The sequence below is a fragment of the Sneathiella sp. genome, assembly GCF_002694385.1.
Classification (GTDB): Bacteria; Pseudomonadota; Alphaproteobacteria; order Sneathiellales; family Sneathiellaceae; genus Sneathiella.
The window spans coordinates 108,317-126,893 of the sequence record NZ_NZMB01000012.1 but is presented as its reverse complement, the minus strand read 5'-3'; the positions used below and the strand labels follow the sequence as shown (position 1 = coordinate 126,893).

The window sequence follows — 18,577 nt, the reverse complement described above, 5'->3', positions numbered from 1 at the left end:
AAGGGGGCTTTGCAGGTTTCTGGCGGGCCCTCCCTCATTTGACTTCGGAGAATATAATGGCTCGAAAAAAGATTGCCCTTATCGGAAGCGGAAATATTGGCGGTACGCTTGCACATCTCGCCGGCCTCAAAGAACTTGGCGACGTTGTCCTGTTTGATATCGCGGAAGGGCTGCCCCAGGGCAAAGCGCTTGATATTGCGTCTTCCTCACCCGTGGACCGGTTCAATGCCAACTTTTCGGGCGCCAATGATTACAGCGCAATCGAGGGCGCCGATGTCTGCATCGTAACGGCCGGTATCGCCCGCAAGCCCGGAATGAGCCGCGACGATCTGCTCGGTACCAATATCAAGGTTATGCAGTCTGTGGGTGAGGGCATCAAAAAATATGCTCCGAACGCCTTTGTCATCTGCATTACTAACCCGCTTGATGCGATGGTCTGGGTGCTGCGCGAAAAATGCGGTCTGCCGCACAACATGGTCGTCGGTATGGCGGGTGTTCTTGACAGCGCCCGGTTCCGCCTGTTTCTCGCCGAAGAATTCAACGTCTCCGTTGAAGATGTGACAGCCTTTGTTCTCGGCGGTCATGGCGACACCATGGTGCCGCTGATCCGTTATTCCACCGTTGCCGGTATCCCGGTGCCAGACCTGATCAAAATGGGATGGAGCACACAGGAGAAGATCGACGCCATTGTTGACCGGACACGGAATGGCGGCGCAGAGGTCGTTGCGCTTCTGAAAACCGGTTCCGCTTTCTACGCCCCGGCGTCCAGCGCGATCACCATGGCGGAAGCCTTTCTGAAAGACAAAAAGCGGGTTCTGCCCTCCGCCGCCTTTGTGAAAGGCCAGTATGGCCTTGACGGCGTCTATGTCGGCGTTCCGACGGTGATCGGCGAAGGGGGTGTCGAGCGTATTGTCGAAATTGACATGAATGCCGATGAGAAGGCGATGTTCGACAAATCGGTCAATGCGGTGAGAGGATTGATCGACGCCTGTACCGGCATAGATCCAAGCCTCAAGTAACGAGGTAAAATGAAAGGGCACAGCAATAACCGGTTGTGCCCCTTTTTATGGTGGGATACCGTAGCGTCAATGGGCTTTCCGAAGATCGGTCCCCCATTTTTTGATGTTTTAAATACAGCAATAACGGAAAACAATGAATATTCATGAATATCAGGCGAAGGCCCTGCTCACGAAATACGGTGTTACCGTACCGCGGGGCGGTGTGGCCTATACCGCCGATGAAGCGAAGACCGTTGCAGAGGGGCTGGGAGGCCCGGTCTGGGTCGTCAAGGCACAGATTCATGCAGGCGGTCGTGGTAAGGGCGGCGGCGTTAAAGTCGTCAAATCACTGGACGCGGTTGCAGAGACGGCGCAGGCGATGATCGGGATGCAGCTTGTCACCCATCAGACCGGGCCGGAAGGCAAGGAAGTCAAGCGGGTCTATATCGAAGAAGGGTGCGATATCGCGCGGGAGCTTTATCTCGGAGCGATCATTGACCGGGCGAAAGACTGCGTGACCTTCATGGCCTCCACCGAAGGGGGGATGGATATTGAAGAAGTTGCGGAGAAGACGCCAGAAAAGATCCTGATGGTCAGCGTGGACCCGGCAACCGGTGTCATGCCGTTCCATGCGCGCAAGATTGCTTTCGGTCTCGGCCTTGAGGGCAAGCAGGTCGGCGCGGCCGTTAAATTCATCGTGGCCCTTTATAAGGCGATCGTTGATACAGATGCAAGCCTGGTTGAAATCAACCCGCTTGTCGTGACCGGCGGCGGCGATGTGATCGCGCTGGATGCGAAAATGAATTTCGATGATAACGCCCTTTACCGGCACAAGGATATTGCGGACCTCCGCGACCCGGACGAAGAAGATCCGGCGGAGAGGGAAGCGGCGCAATATGATCTTAACTACATCAAACTCGATGGCAATATCGGCTGCATGGTGAATGGCGCCGGTCTCGCCATGGCGACGATGGATATCATCCAGCTTAACGGCGGAACGCCAGCCAACTTCCTCGATGTGGGCGGTGGCGCCACCCGCGAGAAGGTGACGGAAGCCTTCAAAATCATCCTGAAGGATGAAAATGTTGAAGGCATTCTCGTCAATATCTTCGGCGGCATCATGCGCTGTGATGTGATTGCGGAAGGTGTCGTGGCGGCGGCGAAAGAAGTCGCTCTCAGTGTGCCACTTGTGGTGCGGCTTGAAGGCACCAATGTTGATTTGGGTAAGAAAATTCTCGCGGAATCGGGGCTGCCCATTCTGTCGGCTGACGATCTCGGTGATGCTGCCGAGAAAATTGTCAAAGCAGTGAAGGAGGCAGCGTAATGTCGGTTCTCGTCAATAAAGACACGAAAGTTATCTGCCAGGGCTTCACGGGGTCGCAAGGGACATTCCATTCCGAACAGGCTATTGCTTATGGGACGAAGATGGTCGGCGGCGTCACGCCCGGCAAAGGCGGGGAGACACATCTCAGCCTGCCGATCTTCAATACGGTTGCCGAAGCGCGTGCGGTCACCGAAGCGAACGCCAGCGTCATCTACGTGCCGCCGCCCTTTGCCGCCGATGCCATCCTGGAAGCGATCGATGCGGAAATCGAGCTGATTGTCTGTATTACTGAAGGCATTCCGGTTCTCGATATGGTGCGCGTCAAGCGGGCGCTGAGAAACAGCAAATCCCGTCTTATCGGCCCGAACTGCCCGGGTGTGATCACGCCCGATGAATGCAAGATCGGCATTATGCCGGGGCATATCCATCGTCGTGGCAATGTCGGCATTGTTTCCCGTTCGGGGACGCTGACCTATGAAGCGGTTGCCCAGACAACGGCGGCAGGTCTTGGACAGAGCACCTGTATCGGTATTGGCGGAGACCCGGTGAACGGCACCAATTTTATCGACTGCCTGGATATGTTCCTGGGGGACGATGAAACGGAATCCATCATTATGATCGGTGAAATCGGCGGATCAGCCGAGGAGGAAGCGGCGGCGTTTCTGAAATCATCCAAAGTCAAGAAGCCGGTTGTCGGATTTATTGCCGGTGTGACGGCACCGCCCGGTCGCCGCATGGGCCATGCCGGAGCCATCATTTCCGGTGGTAAAGGTGGCGCAGAAGACAAAATGGAGGCCATGCGCAGCGCCGGTATCACGGTGTCTGACAGCCCGGCGGCTCTGGGCTCCACTTTGGTAAGGGTTTTGAAAGGTTGATCTGGTAAGGTTAACCATTACTTATGTATTGACTCTTATAGGGGGCGGGAGAAATCCCGCCCGTAATGCAGAATGGTTCAGCAATTGGAAAATTCCTCTTTCCTCTTTGGGTCCAACGCCGGATTCATTGAGCAGCTCTATACGCGTTTTCTCGATGACCCCTCTTCGGTTGATGTAAGCTGGCAGCAGTATTTCCGCTCGCTCGGCGATGATGCTGAAACCGTTATTGCGGAAACCCGGGGGGCCCCCTGGACGCCGACTAACGGGCTGGATCCCGAGGATGAGTATGGCATTCTGGGCGATGCGGCCAACCGCGCGGCAGCCCGGGCGGAAAAGGCCGGGGCATCGGAAGTGGATGTCCGCGCTGCCGCCATTGATACAATCCGGGCGCTGATGCTGATCCGCTCCTACCGGGTGCGGGGCCATTTGAAGGCTAACCTTGATCCGCTTGGCCTTGAAATTCCGAAGGAACATCCGGAACTCAATCCGGCGACTTACGGCTTCAAGGAAGAGGATTGGGATCGGCAGATCTTTCTCGACAATGTGCTGGGCCTCGAAAGCGGCAATATTCGGGATATTCTCTCCATTGTGAAGCGGACCTATTGTTCGACCATTGGCGTCGAATTCATGCATATACAAGATCCGGAGCAGAAGGCCTGGATTCAGGAACGTATCGAAGGCCGCCACAAGGAAGTCTCCTTTACCCAGGAAGGCAAGGTGGCGATCCTGCGCAAGCTGATTGAGGCGGAGGGATTCGAGCATTTCCTGAATGTGAAATACACGGGCACAAAACGTTTTGGCCTCGACGGCGCCGAAGCCCTTATTCCCGCCATGGAAGGCGTTATCAAGCGCGGCGGCCAGCTTGGTGTGCAGGAGATTGTTCTCGGCATGCCACATCGTGGTCGTCTCAATGTGCTGACCAATGTGATGGCGAAACCGTTCCGCGCCGTCTTTTCGGAATTTCAGGGCAATCCGGCAAATCCGGAAGATGTTGAAGGCTCCGGTGACGTGAAATATCATCTGGGCACGTCTTCCGACCGGGAGTTTGACGGCAATAACGTTCATCTGTCGCTGACGGCGAACCCGTCGCATCTGGAGGCGGTCAATCCCGTCGTCCTCGGTAAAGCGCGGGCGAAGCAGGCACAGATCGGGCCGGATGTCGGCGGCAAGGTCATGCCGCTGTTGCTGCATGGTGATGCGGCCTTTGCCGGTCAGGGGATCGTGGCGGAGTGTTTCGGCCTTTCGGAGCTGAAAGGCTACCGGATTTCTGGCACCATTCATTTTGTGGTCAACAACCAGATCGGCTTCACGACCAGCCCGAAATTTTCGCGCTCCAGCCCCTATCCGTCCGATGTCGGAAAAATGGTGATGGCGCCGATTTTCCACGTCAATGGCGATGATCCGGAAGCGGTTTGCCACGTCGCCAAGATTGCCACAGAATTCCGCCAGCTCTTCCAGATTGATGTCGTGATTGACATGTTCTGTTATCGCCGTCATGGCCATAACGAAGGGGACGAACCGGCCTTCACTCAACCGCTGATGTACCGCACGATTGCGCAGCATCCGACGACAATGCAGATCTACGCCAAGAAACTGATCGGTGAAAAGATTGTCACCGAACAGGAGGTTGAAGGCTGGATTGCCGAGTTTAAGGATTATCTCGAGAAGCAATATGAAGCGGCTAACAGCTTCAAGCCGAACAAGGCGGACTGGTTCGAAGGCCGCTGGCAGGGCTTCGGGCGGGCCGATGAAGGCGCCCGGCGCGGCACCACCGCGGTGGAACTCGACCAGCTGAAGGACATCGGGAACGCCCTCACAAATATTCCGGAGGAACATAATGTTCACCGGACACTGAAGCGCATCCTGAAAGCCAAAAAGCAGATGATCGACACCGGTCAGGGCATTGACTGGGCGACGGCGGAGGCGCTGGCATTTGGCTCGCTGCTGAAGGAAAACTACCCGGTTCGTCTGTCCGGCCAGGACAGCGGGCGCGGAACATTTTCGCAGCGTCATTCGGTTATCGTCGATCAGGTGACGGAGGATCGTTATATTCCGCTGAACAACCTTGGCGGTGAGCAGGCGCATTATGAGGTGATTGACAGCCTTCTTTCCGAGGCGGCGGTGCTGGGGTATGAGTATGGCTACACCCTGGCGGAGCCGAATGCGCTAGTCCTGTGGGAAGCGCAGTTCGGTGATTTCGCCAACGGGGCGCAGGTTATCATCGACCAGTTCATTTGCAGCGGTGAGGCAAAATGGCTGCGGATGAGTGGCCTTGTCCTGTTGTTGCCGCATGGCTATGAAGGGCAGGGACCGGAACATTCTTCTGCCCGTCTGGAACGGTATCTGCAGCTCTCTGCGGAAGATAACTGGCAGGTGGTCAACTGTACGACGCCGGCCAACTATTTCCACGCCCTGCGCCGTCAGATCCATCGCAAATTCCGCAAACCGCTTGTGGTGATGACGCCGAAATCGCTTTTGCGGCACAAGCTGGCCGTCTCGACGCTGGAAGAGATGGGGCCGGGCTCCAGCTTCCATCGCGTCCTTTACGATAATGAAAAGCTTTGCGCGGACAAGGATGTCAAACGCATCGTGTTGTGCTCGGGTAAGGTTTATTATGATCTTTATGCCCGGCGGGAAGAACTGGGTGACAAGCACACCTATTTCCTGCGGCTTGAACAGCTTTACCCCTTCCCCTATCAGGCGCTTGAGCAGGAGCTCCAGAACTTCCGGCATGTAGAGGAAGTTGTCTGGTGTCAGGAAGAGCCGAAGAATATGGGAGCCTGGTCCTTCGTGGAGCCGCATTTGGAAAAAGCATTTGCGGATGTCAAAATGAAGAAGGTGACACGTGCCCGCTATGCCGGCCGTAAGGAAGCGGCATCGCCGGCAACGGGCCTTTTGAAAAAGCATGTTCTGGAACAAAACGCATTGGTGGATGACGCGCTCGGCGTCAAATCGGAATAGGAAGTCAAAATGACGGTGGAAATTCGTGTTCCCGCACTCGGGGAATCAGTCACGGAAGCAACGGTAGGCCAGTGGTTCAAAAAGGTTGGCGAGACGGTCACCAAGGATGAGCCGATCGTCGAGTTGGAGACGGACAAGGTGACCCTTGAAGTCAATGCGCTGGAATCCGGGCGGCTGGAAGAAATCATCGTCGCGGAAGGCGAGGATGTGGAAGTTGGCGCTCTGCTGGGCCACATTAAGGCGGGCGCCAGCGGCAGTGCACCTGCTCCGGCCGCTGAAAAACCAGAGGAAAAAGCGAAGGAGCAGCCTGCAGCCGCAAAAGCGGCTCCTACAGCAGAGGCTCCGGCACCCGCTCCGTCAGGTGAGGGCGCTGCGGAAGTCCTGCCCGCAGCCCAGAAGCTGATTGATGAGAATAATCTTGATGCCAGCCGTATTCGCGGCACCGGCAAGGACGGACGCATCACCAAGGGGGATGTTCTGGAGGCCCTTGAAAATGGCGGCGCCTCTCCGGCGGCGGCCCCCGCGGCCGCTTCTGCTCCGGCGGCGCCGGCCTCTGCGCCCGCGGCTCCTTCCGGCCCCCGGGCGGAGGAAGCGCGCGAGGAACGGGTGAAGATGACCCGTTTGCGCAAGAGCATTGCAAGCCGCCTGAAAGATGCGCAGAACACAGCCGCCATGCTGACCACCTATAATGAGGTGGACATGACGGCAATGCTGGATCTGCGCAGTGAATATCAGGATCGCTTTGTCAAAAAGCATGGGGTGAAGCTCGGCTTCATGTCCTTCTTTACGAAGGCTTCCATCGCGGCCTTGCAGGAACTGCCCGCTGTGAATGCGGAGATTGACGGCGATTATATGGTTTATAAAAACTACTATAATATCGGCATTGCTGTCGGGACGGATTCCGGTCTTGTGGTGCCGGTTCTTCGGGACGCCGATACGCTCAGCTTCGCCGATGTTGAGAAGGGAATTGCCGAGCTTGGTAAGAAAGCGCGGGATGGCAAGCTCAGCATGGCCGAATTGCAGGGCGGTACCTTTACGATCACGAATGGCGGCGTTTATGGCTCGCTGATGTCGTCGCCGATCCTGAACCCGCCGCAGGCCGCTGTTCTTGGGATGCACAAGATTCAGGAACGTCCAATGGTCGTCAAGGGAGAGATCAAAATTCGCCCGATGATGTATCTGGCCCTCACCTATGATCACCGGATCATTGACGGCAAGGAAGCCGTGACCTTCCTGGTTCGTGTCAAGGAAGCGCTTGAGGATCCGCAACGGCTGCTGCTGGACCTCTGATCAATCCAGAAGGATATGAGGATAAGATGAGCAATGAGACTTTCGATCTGGTCGTAATTGGCGGCGGTCCCGGTGGCTACACTGCGGCCATCCGGGCGGCGCAGCTTGGCATGAAGACAGCCTGTGTTGAAAAGCGCGGGGCGCTTGGCGGCGTGTGTCTTAATGTCGGCTGTATTCCGTCCAAGGCGCTGTTGCAGTCTTCTGAACTGTATGAGGAGGCGCAGCACAGCTTCGAAAGCCGGGGCATTACTGTTGGTTCCCTCAAGCTTGATCTGGACAAGATGATGGGCCAGAAACAGGAGACGGTGAAAGGTCTGACGCAGGGGATCGAGTTTCTCTTCAAGAAAAACAAGGTCACCTATGTGAAAGGCGCGGCAACCCTTGAAGGCGGCGGACGCATCGCTGTTGAGGGGGAGGATGCCAAGACGCTGAAGGCGAAGAACATCCTGATCGCAACCGGATCCGAGGTGACGCCGCTTCCCAATGTGGAAATTGACGAAAAGCAGATTGTCTCCTCCACCGGGGCGCTGGAACTGCCGAAGGTCCCGAAAAAGATGATCGTGATCGGCGCGGGTGTCATCGGGCTGGAACTCGGAACTGTCTGGCGCCGTCTCGGGGCGGAGGTGACGGTTGTTGAATTCCTCGACCGGATCCTGCCGGGGACGGACAATGAAGTTGCCAAGAATACCCAGCGTATTCTGAAAAAGCAGGGGATTGAATTCCTGCTCGGCAAGAAAGTCACGGGCGCGAAAAAGGCCAAGTCCGGCGTTACCCTGACCATGGAACCCTCAAAAGGTGGTGATGCGGAAACGCTGAAAGCCGATGTGGTGCTGGTCGCCATTGGCCGCCGCCCTTATACCGAAGGCCTTGGCCTCGATGATCTCGGCGTTGAGAAAGATCGCGCCGGGCGGATTGTCGTTGACAAGAATTTCAAATCCTCGGTCGATGGAATTTACGCCATCGGCGATGTGATCGAAGGACCGATGCTCGCCCATAAGGCAGAGGATGAAGGCGTTGTCTGCGTCGAGAAGCTGGCCGGACAGAAGCCCCATATCAATTACGACACCATTCCGGGCGTCATCTATACCTGGCCGGAAGTGGCGACCGTCGGCAAGACGGAAGAGCAGCTTAAAGAAGCGGGTACGGACTATAATGTCGGCAAGGTGCCGTTTATGGCCAACAGCCGCGCCCGGGCAAATGGATATACCGAAGGTTTTGTCAAAATCCTCGCCGACAAGAAATCGGACAAGGTGCTGGGCGTGCATATTATCGGCCCCGATGCGGGGACGATCATTCATGAATGCGTGCTGGCGATGGAATTCGGTGCCTCCTCCGAAGATATTGCCCGAACCTGTCATGCCCATCCGACGCTGAATGAAGCGGTCAAGGAAGCGGCGCTCGCCGTTGCCGGACGGACAATAAACAGTTGACCTTTTCACAAATCGGTTAGCACAATAACGGGTCGGAAAATTCCGGCCCGTTATTTATTTCTGAAAGCCACGTAAGCTCAAGGAGACGTTATGAAGCTCTGTTACAGCGCTCTATCCCCCTTTGTCCGCAAGGTCAGGATCACGGCTATCGAGCATGGTTTGCTGGATAAAATCGAGATTGTCGATTCAGACCATAGCGACATGTTCAAAGGCATCAATGCTGCGAACCCGCTTGGAAAAGTACCGAGCCTCACGCTGAATACTGGCGAAATTCTCTATGATTCTATCGTTATTTGCGAATATCTCGATAATATTGGCGAGGGGCCGAAACTGTTTCCATCCGCCGGGCCGGAGCGGTGGCGGGTTCTGACCCTGCATGCCATGGCCAACGGAATGACCGACGCCGCCTATCAACGCCGCGTGGATAGCATTCTGCCCGCCGGGGAAGGCTCACCAAGCTGGGCGGGACGATTGAAATTGTCCATGGAAAACTGCCTTGATGAGATGGAACGGCAAGCGGAAAATTATGGGCAGAATCTGAATATCGGCACAATCGCCGTCGCCTGCGCCCTTGGCTATCATGATTTCAGATTTGGCAATGAACAATGGCGTGACGGACGGCCCAAGCTGGCCCGGTGGTATGAGCAAATGGTGACGCGACCATCCCTTGCCAGTACCTTGCCAGCTTAACGGTCTGGCCCTGCATTGGCAATCAGCATCACAGGGTCGCGGCTGACGCTCGCGCTTTGTATCGCCGAAATTACGGCAATGTCCTCCTTTGCCACATTTCCCGCGATGACGCCCTTCTTTTTCAGCCATTGGTCTCTCTCCGGCGAAGATGCGGGCTGGATCAATGCCGCCTTTTTCTTCGGCTTTACGATGGTCGGCCCCGTTATGACATCCATGACGGACCGGATTGATGCGCGCCGTGTTTTCCTTACCGGATGTGGCATGGCGATCATCGGGGCTTATGGATTTGCCTATCTTGCCCATGATTTTTCTTCGGCCCTGCCCTGGCGGTTTCTGTCGGGTGCTGGGCTTGGCTGCACCTATATGCCGGGCCTGAAATTGCTGACGGACCGGTTGCCGCCCGGTGATCAGTCGCGTGCCATCGCCTTTTATACGGCCAGTTTTTCGACCGGCTCCGCAGTCTCCTTCCTGCTGGTGGGACAGGTTCATCTCTGGCTGGGGTGGGAGGCGGCGATGATCTCCGTCATCATCGGGCCGCCTGTTTCCATCGCAATTATCCTGTTGGCGACATCACCGAAGTCCCTGACCGCGCCCCGTCCCTGGTCGCAGATTTTCAATTACGCGCCCGTACTTACCAATCGTTTCAGCATGGGGTATATCATCGCCTATATCTGCCACACGTGGGAGCTGGTGACGATGCGCTCTTTCCTGTTGGCGTTTCTTGTCTATGCCCACACTCTGACAGAGGCGCCGGCCTGGATGGATGTGGCAACGATTACAGCCCTTGCCGTTTTCGTCGGATTGCCATCCAGTGTCCTCGGCAATGAACTGTCCCTCAAAATCGGACGGCAGCGGGCCATTACCCTGGTGATGATTTTCTGCCTGCTGTTTTCGTTCAGTATTGGGTTTACGGCGAACCTGCCGTTTGTATTCGTTGTTGCCATGGCGCTTGTCTATGGCTTCATGATTACGGCAGATTCCTCATCCATCACGGCGGGTGCAGTTGGCAGCGCGCCGACGGAGCTGCGCGGTGCCACCATGGCAGTGCACAGCTTTCTCGGGTTTGGTGGTGGCATGATCGGGCCGGTCGTTGCGGGCATTGTGCTGGACCGTTCTGGCGGAACGGAATCAACGACAGCCTGGGGGCTGATGTTTATCTCCATGGGGGCGATTACACTCGTCGGTCCGCTGGCGCTCCGGCTGACGCGAAAATAGGGCGTTCAGCTTTTGGGATGCGCCTGATCATAAACAGCGAGAAGCTTTTCCATATCAAGATCTGTGTAACGCTGGGTTGAGGAGAGGGAGGCATGGCCGAGCAGCTCCTGAATGGAGCGGAGGTCGCTTCCTCCCGCCAGCAGGTGGGTTGCAAAGCTGTGACGCAGGGCATGCGGTGTCGCGCTTTCCGGCAGGCCGAGATTGCGGCGTAACATCTGCATCTTGAGCTGGATAGCGCGAGCATTCAGCCGTTTTCCCTGCTTGCCGACAAAAAGCGGGTCCGTATCGCTGAGAGAAAAGGGGCATTGCTTCATATATATATCAATTGCATCGCGGACGGCAGGCAGAACGGGGACCATCCGTTCCTTATTTCCCTTGCCGATCAGGGTGAGAATGTCGCCCACGGGACGGTCCCCAACATTGAGGCTGAGCGCTTCCCCGATACGCAGACCGCACCCATAGAGCAGGGTCAGGACTGCGGCATCGCGATAATATATCCAGTCCGGCTCCCTTTCGTCCTGCTTTTCCCCTAACAGTCTTTTTGTATCCGTCACCGCGAGAGGGCGGGGAAGGCGCGCGGGCGCTTTTGGCGTACGCAGGGATTTGAGATAGGGGTTATGGAGATGCCCGTCTTTTTCCTGCCGCTTGAAAAAACTTCGTACGGAGGAGAGGTTCCGCCTGAGAGAGGTGGCGCTGAGCCCCTCCTGGCGGCGATGGGCGAGATAGGCTCGGAAATCGGCGGCGCGCAGCTTCTCAAGATCCTCAAGTGTCGGTTCCCCGCCGAGATGGCCGGTCAGGAAGGCGAGAAACTCGCGGACATCCCGCTCATATGCCTCAACCGTATGCGTGCTCGCCTTTTTCTCGTGGATCAGCCAGTTGGTCCAATCATCATAGGCGCGGTCAAGGGAAGGGCGGTCCGGCATGGCTATGCCGATTTCTGCTCCAGCCACATCTGCAGACAGGACTGGATGGCAATGGCCAGAAAATGCAGGAGATCCGTCGCCTGATCTTCCTGAAAATGTCCCGGCTGGCGGCTGCCAAAGGCGACCATTGCCTGGGCATGCAGAGAGGGCACATCCAGCCGGATAAGGGCATCGGAATGGACCAGTTCCTTGGCCGGGCCGAAGATGGCCTTCGACTGGGGCGCGCTGGCCCGCAAAAGAATGCTGCGGCTTCGCCAGGGTGCACGGTTGATGCTTCCAGGTTTCAAGCGTTGCAATCCGGTCATATCGGGCAGCGGGATCGGACCATCCTCCACACAGAGGGTGATAACGTCAATCTCCAGCAGTTCCGGCAGATCCTGCGTCAGAATATGGACGAAATGGGCAAGACCGGTGGCGCCCAGGATCGCCTGTATCGAGGCATGCACCATGTTCTGGGTATGAACATTATTGCGGGCGGCTTCGACGAAATCATCTTGCATCTCGGTCAGTCGGGAGACCTTTTTTTGCAGCCGGTCCACCATATAGAATTGCAGATCGACGACACCATCGCCTGTCATGCGGCCGGGAAGTTCCATCTCTGACAGCAGATCGGCATTGCGGGCAAGAAAGTCCGGATGGTTACGCAGCCACTCCCGGACATCCTCTTCCGTCAGCTGTGGTCCTTGCTGTCCGCGATCACTTATCGTTTTGTCCGAAATTTCACTCACCTACGCAACTCTCATTATCGTGTTATCCCAAAATATTTTGCCCCGTTTTTTCCCAATCCGCAAGAAAGGCGGCAAGCCCCTTGTCCGTCAGCGGATGAGAGACGAGTTGCTTCAAAACAGCGGGCGGAATGGTGCAGACATCGGCACCGATCAGGGCGGCGTCAACGATGTGGGTGGGGTTGCGAATGGAGGCGACCAGCACTTCCGTCTTGAGGTCGGGGTAGTTATCATAAATCTGTACAATGTCCCGGATCAGATCCATGCCCCGCTGTCCGATATCATCAAGCCGACCGACGAACGGCGAGATAAAACTCGCGCCCGCCTTGGCCGCCAGAATGGCCTGCGCAGCGGAAAAGCAGAGGGTGACATTGACTTGCGTGCCGTTACGGCTCAGTTCGGCGCAGGTCTTGAGGCCCGCCATGGTAAGCGGTACCTTGACGGCGATGTTCTCTGCAATTCCGGCGAGCTTTTTCCCCTCTTCCAGCATCTTTTTGAAGTCGGTCGCAGCCACTTCGGCGCTGACCGGGCCATCGATGATTTCACATATTTCCCGGATCACCTCGAAAAAGTCGCGGCCCGTTTTGGCAATCAATGACGGGTTTGTGGTGACGCCGTCCAGAAGGCCGGTATCGGCGAGTTCGCGAATCTCTTCGGTATCTGCCGTATCAACGAAAAATTTCATGGGATGTTCTTTAATCCTGACGCTTAAACACTGGTTTGAAGGCTCGGAATAGTCTATCGCATAGAAATGAGCAGCACAATGAAACATCGTCGCGTTCGTGTTCTGATGCCACTTTCGGTGGGGGAGCTTTACGATTACCGTGCGCCAAATGATCTTAATATTGAAATCGGCCATTTTGTGACCGTGCCGCTCGGCAAGCGGGAGGTGACGGGCGTCGTCTGGGAAGAGGCCCGCGGCTCCGATCTGGCGGAGGAGCGGATGAAAGATATCCTCTCGATCCTGCCGTGTGAGAAGCTGCCTGAAGAGAGCCTTCGCTTCATTGACTGGGTAGCGCAATATACCATGCAGCGGCGCGGTCGGGTTCTGCGTATGGCCATGAGCGTGCCCGAGGCGCTTTATCCTAAAACCCCCCGGACCGGTTATCAGATAACGGACAGAGTGCCGGAGCGGATGACACCGGCGCGGCGGCGCGTCCTTGAGATTGCGCGGGAAAGCGGAGTACAGACGGCGGCGGACCTGTCAGCCATCGCCGGGGTCAGCGCATCGGTTGTCAAGGGACTTGCCGGAATCGGGGCATTACGGCCCGTGGAGATGTCGCCCGATACTGCGATGGATGCACCGGACTGGCGACATGCGGCATTTGACCTGACGGCAGATCAACAGGCGGCGGCGGATTCCCTTGCGACTGATGTCGTGGAACGGAAATTTGCCGTCTCCCTGATTGACGGCGTGACCGGGTCCGGCAAAACGGAAGTCTATTTTGAGGCCCTTGCCGCCTGCCTGCGGGAAGGTCGGCAGGCACTGGTTCTGCTGCCTGAAATTGCGCTTACCGCGCAATGGCTCGGCCGGTTTGAGGCGCGCTTCGGGGCGCGGCCGGTGGAATGGCATTCCGATCTCGGGCAGGGGGAACGGCGGCGCAACTGGCGTGATGTGATCGAGGGACGGGCGCAGATTGTTGTCGGCGCGCGCTCTGCCCTGTTTCTGCCCTTTGCCGATCTTGGGCTGATTGTGGTGGATGAAGAACATGAAACCTCCTTCAAGCAGGATGAGGGCGTGCCGTATAATGCGCGGGATATGGCAGTGGTGCGCGGCAAGATTGGCGGCCTTCCCGTTGCCCTGGCATCGGCGACGCCATCTCTTGAAAGCCTGTTGAATGCACAGGCGGGCAAATACAAGCATCTGAAACTGCCGTCGCGTTTCGGGGGCGCCCTGCTTCCCGATGTGGAGCTGATTGACCTGAAACAGCACCGGCCCGGACCGCAGCGCTGGATTTCGGAGCCCCTGCGGCAGGCCATGGAGGTAACGCTGGCCGAGGGGCGTCAGGTGATGCTTTTTTTGAACCGGCGGGGGTATGCGCCGCTTACCCTCTGCGATTCATGCGGCCACCGGCTGCAGTGCCCCAATTGCAGTGCCTGGCTGGTGGAGCATCGCCTGATCAACCGGTTGCAATGTCATCACTGCGGCTATACGGCGATGATGCCGAAAAGCTGCGATGAATGCGGGGCAGAGGACAGCTTCAAACCTTGTGGGCCGGGAATCGAGCGGCTGTCGGAAGAAGCGGCCAACCTGTTTCCGGATCGTAAAGTGGCGATGATGGCAAGCGATACCCTGAATAGTCCGCGCGCCGCAGCCGAATTTGTTGCGGCCATGGACAGGGGAGAGATTGATATCCTAATCGGGACGCAGATTGTCGCGAAAGGGTATCATTTCCCGAATCTGACGCTTGTCGGAGTAATTGATGCGGACCTTGGCCTGGCGGGGGGGGATTTGCGCGCGGCGGAGCGGACTTATCAGCTTTTATCGCAGGTCACGGGCCGGGCAGGCAGGGAAGCGGCGCGGGGCAGGGTCTATCTGCAATCCCATCTGCCGGAGCATCCGGTAATCGACGCCATTGTCCACCAGCAGGGAGAGGCGTTTTTTGCGCTGGAGGCGGCAGGTCGTCAGGATGCCGGTATGCCGCCTTATGGACGTCTTGCAGCCCTGATTCTATCTGGAGCAAAAGCCGAATCGGTTGCGACTTTTGCCACGGAACTGGCGCGCCGCGCCCCGACGGGTGACAAATTGTCAATATTGGGGCCCGCACCGGCGCCGCTTTCCATGATCCGCGGGCGCCATCGCTACCGGTTTCTGGTTAAATGCGCGCGCGGTGTCAATATACAGGCAATCATCGGTAAATGGCTTCAGGGCCGCAAAATACCCAATGATATCCGCCTGCAAATTGACATAGACCCCTATAATTTTATGTGAGCGTTTAATTTTCTGCGTATAATCTGCGCGTAAATGGGGAAAACGGACATTTTAGTCAATATACTGCTGTGCAGCATATTGCCACCCGGTTTTCCCTGTGCTAATAACCCCGTGCCTCAACGACGGGAGCCGTAGTGGTGCCCGTTCGTGAGGGGGATTCATATTAAGACGGACACAAATCTCGTCCAAATTTCAGGCCTGGGGATCGTTTCTTGTCAGCTGAGAACATAACAGTTTCCGGTATCGCGGGTCGTTATGCGACTGCTCTGTTTGATTTGGCCTCTTCGGCCAAGGAGCTTGATGCCGTTGCCGCCGATCTGGCGACAGTCAAATCAATGATGGATGAGAACAAGGATCTCGCCCGTCTGGTCAAAAGCCCGATTATCAGCCGTGCCGATCAGGCTCGGGCGATGGGCGCGGTTCTTGAAAAATTGGGAGTTGGCGATCTTGTCCGCCGGTTCATTGGAACCGTCGCGCAGAACCGTCGGCTTTTCGCACTGCCCGGCATGATCAATGCCTATGGTCAGCTGCTTGCTGCCGAACGCGGCGAAGTGGTCGCCCGGGTGACGTCTGCGAAAAAACTCACGAAAAGTCAGCTTGATGCTGTTTCATCTGCCCTCAAATCTGCCATTGGCAGTGATGTCAGTCTCGAATCGGAAGTCGATGAAAGCCTGATCGGGGGTCTTGTCATAAGGGTTGGTTCGCGCATGATCGATAGCTCGATCCGGACTAAACTTCAAAATCTTAAGTTTGCGATGAAAGGGGTTGGGTGATGGACATCCGCGCCGCAGAAATTTCCGAAATTCTTAAACAGCAGATTGCGGGGTTTGACACGCAAGCTGAGGTCTCAGAGGTTGGCCAGGTGCTTTCCGTCGGTGACGGCGTTGCCCGCGTTTATGGTCTGGACAATATTCAGGCCGGTGAAATGGTCGAATTCCCGGGCGGTATTAAAGGGCTGGCCCTCAACCTTGAAACCGATAACGTCGGTGTCGTGATTTTCGGTTCCGACCGTGACATCCGGGAAGGTGATACGGTCAAGCGGACAGGCGCGATTGTCGAGACAGGCGTTGGCAAAGGCCTGCTCGGTCGTGTCGTTGATGGCCTTGGCAACCCGATTGATGGTAAAGGTCCGATCGAAGCGACCGAAACCCGCCGTGTAGACGTGAAGGCCCCTGGCATCATGCCGCGTAAATCGGTGCATGAGCCAATGATGACCGGCCTCAAGGCAATTGACAGCCTTGTCCCTGTCGGACGGGGGCAGCGCGAACTTATCATTGGCGACCGCCAGACCGGCAAGACGGCCGTTGCGGTGGACGCGATCCTCAATCAGAAGTCCGTCAATGCCACGGATGATGAAGGCAAGAAACTCTACTGCGTTTATGTTGTGGTTGGGCAGAAGCGTTCCACCGTTGCGCAGGTTGTGAAAACCCTTCAGGAAAACGGCGCGCTGGAATATTCCATCGTTGTTGCCGCTACCGCCTCCGATCCGGCTCCGCTACAGTATCTGGCGCCGTTTACCGGCTGCGCCATGGCGGAATATTTCCGGGATAACGGCATGCACTCCCTGATCATTTATGATGATCTGTCCAAGCAGGCCGTTGCCTATCGCCAGATGTCCCTGCTGCTGCGTCGTCCTCCGGGACGTGAAGCCTATCCGGGTGACGTTTTCTATCTGCATTCCCGTCTGCTGGAACGCTCTGCAAAGCTGAATGAGGCGAACGGTTCCGGTTCCATGACCGCGCTGCCGGTGATTGAAACCCAGGCCGGTGACGTGTCTGCGTATATTCCGACCAACGTGATCTCCATTACGGACGGTCAGATCTTCCTCGAAACCGAGCTTTTCTATCAGGGTATCCGTCCGGCCATTAACGTAGGTCTGTCGGTTTCCCGTGTGGGTTCCTCGGCGCAGACGAAAGCCATGAAACAGGTGGCTGGCTCGATCAAACTGGAGCTGGCGCAGTATCGTGAAATGGCCGCCTTCGCCCAGTTCGGTTCGGACCTTGATGCGGCAACGCAGAAGCTGCTGGCCCGCGGCGCCCGCCTGACCGAGTTGCTGAAGCAGCCGCAGTACAGCCCGCTGACCATGGAAGAGCAGGTCGTCGTCATCTTCTCCGGCGTGCGCGGATATCTCGACAGTGTCGGGGTTTCCCAGATCGGCGATTTCGAAAAGCAACTGCTGGCGGAAATGCATGCGAAGCATCAGGGGCTTCTGGATACCATCCGGACAGAAGGCGCCCTGTCGCAAGACTCTGAATCGAAGCTGAAAGATATTCTTGAAGGCTTTTCGAAGGCATTTGCATAAAAAGTTGAGCTTAGGAAAGGGGTAGCCGGCACATGGCGAACCTTAAGGAACTCAAAAACCGGATCAGCAGCGTCACCTCGACGCAGAAGATCACCAAGGCCATGAAAATGGTTGCGGCGGCCAAGCTGCGCCATGCGGAAGAGGCGGCGAATGCCGCCCGTCCCTATGCGGAACGCATGGATAGCATGATGGCATCGCTGGCGTCTGGCATGGTTGGCAAGGATAACGCCCCGAAACTGCTGGCAGGAACGGGCTCTGACCAGCGGCAGCTGATCATCGTCGCAACGGGTGAGCGTGGCTTGTGCGGTGGATTTAACAGCTCCATCTCCAAGGCTGCGGCTCTGAAGGTGGACAAGCTGCTGGCGCAGGGCAAGGATGTCAAAATCCTTTGCGTCGGCAAAAAAGGTCGGGATGTTCTCAAGCGGAAATACAGCCATCTGATCATCGGAACCGTGGATCTGTCCGGTTCAAAGCGGATCGGATTCGACGATGCCCAGCCGATTGCACAGCGCGTTCTGACGATGTTCGATGCGGATGAATTTGACGTTTGCACGATCTTCTATGCGAAATTCGTTTCCGTTCTGACACAGACGGTAACGGAACAGCAGATCATTCCGGCCCCTGTTCCGGAAAAGGCAGACGCGGAAGAGAGCGATATTCTTTACGAATATGAGCCGGAAGAAGAAGAAATTCTGGCAGAACTTCTCCCACGCAATCTGTCCGTCCAGATTTTCCGTGCGCTTCTCGAAAATTCCGCCTCCGAGCAGGGTGCGCGGATGTCGGCCATGGATAACGCGACCCGGAACGCAGGGGAAATGATCGACAAATTGACCTTGCAATATAACCGCGAACGTCAGGCCGCGATTACGAGCGAACTGATTGAAATTATCTCCGGTGCGGAAGCGCTCTAGC

The 18,577-nt window shown here is 56.6% G+C and carries 15 protein-coding genes; 12 read left to right on the top strand and 3 right to left on the bottom strand.

The annotated features are described in order from the left end of the window. The first annotated feature begins 56 nt into the window (after window positions 1-56). From mdh to CMN55_RS07305, 8 genes are all read left to right on the top strand, one after another. Window positions 57-1,019, top strand: a complete 963-nt coding sequence (mdh, locus tag CMN55_RS07340; protein WP_293948969.1) for a malate dehydrogenase — start codon at window positions 57-59, stop codon at window positions 1,017-1,019. Between the two features lie 133 nt (window positions 1,020-1,152). Next, window positions 1,153-2,322, top strand: coding sequence for an ADP-forming succinate--CoA ligase subunit beta (gene sucC / locus CMN55_RS07335; RefSeq protein WP_293948967.1), 1,170 nt, complete (start codon window positions 1,153-1,155; stop codon window positions 2,320-2,322). Continuing rightward, on the top strand, window positions 2,322-3,197 hold the full coding sequence (gene sucD / locus CMN55_RS07330) for a succinate--CoA ligase subunit alpha (RefSeq protein WP_293948965.1): 876 nt from the start codon (window positions 2,322-2,324) through the stop codon (window positions 3,195-3,197). The genes sucC and sucD overlap by 1 nt, the downstream gene beginning before the upstream one ends. 72 nt (window positions 3,198-3,269) lie before the next feature. Continuing rightward, window positions 3,270-6,158 carry a 2-oxoglutarate dehydrogenase E1 component gene (locus CMN55_RS07325; RefSeq protein ID WP_459253649.1) on the top strand — a complete coding sequence of 963 codons (2,889 nt, stop codon included), beginning with the start codon at window positions 3,270-3,272 and terminating at the stop codon, window positions 6,156-6,158. A gap of 9 nt (window positions 6,159-6,167) precedes the next feature. Further along, window positions 6,168-7,448, top strand: a complete 1,281-nt coding sequence (gene odhB, locus CMN55_RS07320; RefSeq protein WP_293948961.1) for a 2-oxoglutarate dehydrogenase complex dihydrolipoyllysine-residue succinyltransferase — start codon at window positions 6,168-6,170, stop codon at window positions 7,446-7,448. A gap of 26 nt (window positions 7,449-7,474) precedes the next feature. Beyond that, window positions 7,475-8,878 (top strand): dihydrolipoyl dehydrogenase, encoded by a 1,404-nt coding sequence (lpdA, locus tag CMN55_RS07315; RefSeq protein WP_293948959.1) that lies wholly within the window; start codon window positions 7,475-7,477, stop codon window positions 8,876-8,878. Window positions 8,879-8,968: 90 nt separating this feature from the next. Then, window positions 8,969-9,568 (top strand): glutathione S-transferase family protein, encoded by a 600-nt coding sequence (locus tag CMN55_RS07310; RefSeq protein WP_293948957.1) that lies wholly within the window; start codon window positions 8,969-8,971, stop codon window positions 9,566-9,568. 15 nt (window positions 9,569-9,583) lie between these two features. Continuing rightward, window positions 9,584-10,783 carry an MFS transporter gene (locus CMN55_RS07305; RefSeq protein WP_293948955.1) on the top strand — a complete coding sequence of 400 codons (1,200 nt, stop codon included), beginning with the start codon at window positions 9,584-9,586 and terminating at the stop codon, window positions 10,781-10,783. Between the two features lie 5 nt (window positions 10,784-10,788). On the opposite strand, the gene CMN55_RS07300 is transcribed toward CMN55_RS07305, so the two are convergent. The 3 genes from CMN55_RS07300 to fsa are packed head-to-tail and all read right to left on the bottom strand — an operon-like array spanning window position 10,789 to window position 13,116. Next, window positions 10,789-11,706 (bottom strand): tyrosine recombinase XerC, encoded by a 918-nt coding sequence (locus tag CMN55_RS07300; RefSeq protein WP_293948953.1) that lies wholly within the window; start codon window positions 11,704-11,706, stop codon window positions 10,789-10,791. 2 nt (window positions 11,707-11,708) lie between these two features. Next, a complete protein-coding gene (locus CMN55_RS07295; RefSeq protein ID WP_293948951.1) occupies window positions 11,709-12,434 on the bottom strand; it encodes a DUF484 family protein in 726 nt (241 codons plus the stop codon). A 22-nt stretch (window positions 12,435-12,456) separates the two neighbouring features. After that, window positions 12,457-13,116 carry a fructose-6-phosphate aldolase gene (fsa, locus tag CMN55_RS07290; RefSeq protein ID WP_293948949.1) on the bottom strand — a complete coding sequence of 220 codons (660 nt, stop codon included), beginning with the start codon at window positions 13,114-13,116 and terminating at the stop codon, window positions 12,457-12,459. Between the two features lie 78 nt (window positions 13,117-13,194). On the opposite strand from fsa, the gene CMN55_RS07285 reads away from it, so the two are divergent. From CMN55_RS07285 to CMN55_RS07270, 4 genes are all read left to right on the top strand, one after another. Continuing rightward, window positions 13,195-15,363: a primosomal protein N' gene (locus tag CMN55_RS07285; protein WP_293948947.1), complete on the top strand. Its 2,169-nt coding sequence runs from the start codon at window positions 13,195-13,197 to the stop codon at window positions 15,361-15,363. A 212-nt stretch (window positions 15,364-15,575) separates the two neighbouring features. Next, complete coding sequence (locus CMN55_RS07280) at window positions 15,576-16,136, top strand: F0F1 ATP synthase subunit delta (protein WP_293948945.1); 561 nt, start codon at window positions 15,576-15,578, stop codon at window positions 16,134-16,136. After that, entirely contained in the window at window positions 16,136-17,665 is a 1,530-nt protein-coding gene (gene atpA / locus CMN55_RS07275; RefSeq protein ID WP_293949638.1) for a F0F1 ATP synthase subunit alpha, read from the top strand. Before CMN55_RS07280 ends, atpA begins: the two co-directional genes overlap by 1 nt. 32 nt (window positions 17,666-17,697) lie before the next feature. Further along, window positions 17,698-18,576 (top strand): F0F1 ATP synthase subunit gamma, encoded by an 879-nt coding sequence (locus CMN55_RS07270; protein WP_293948943.1) that lies wholly within the window; start codon window positions 17,698-17,700, stop codon window positions 18,574-18,576. Window position 18,577 lies beyond the last annotated feature (1 nt).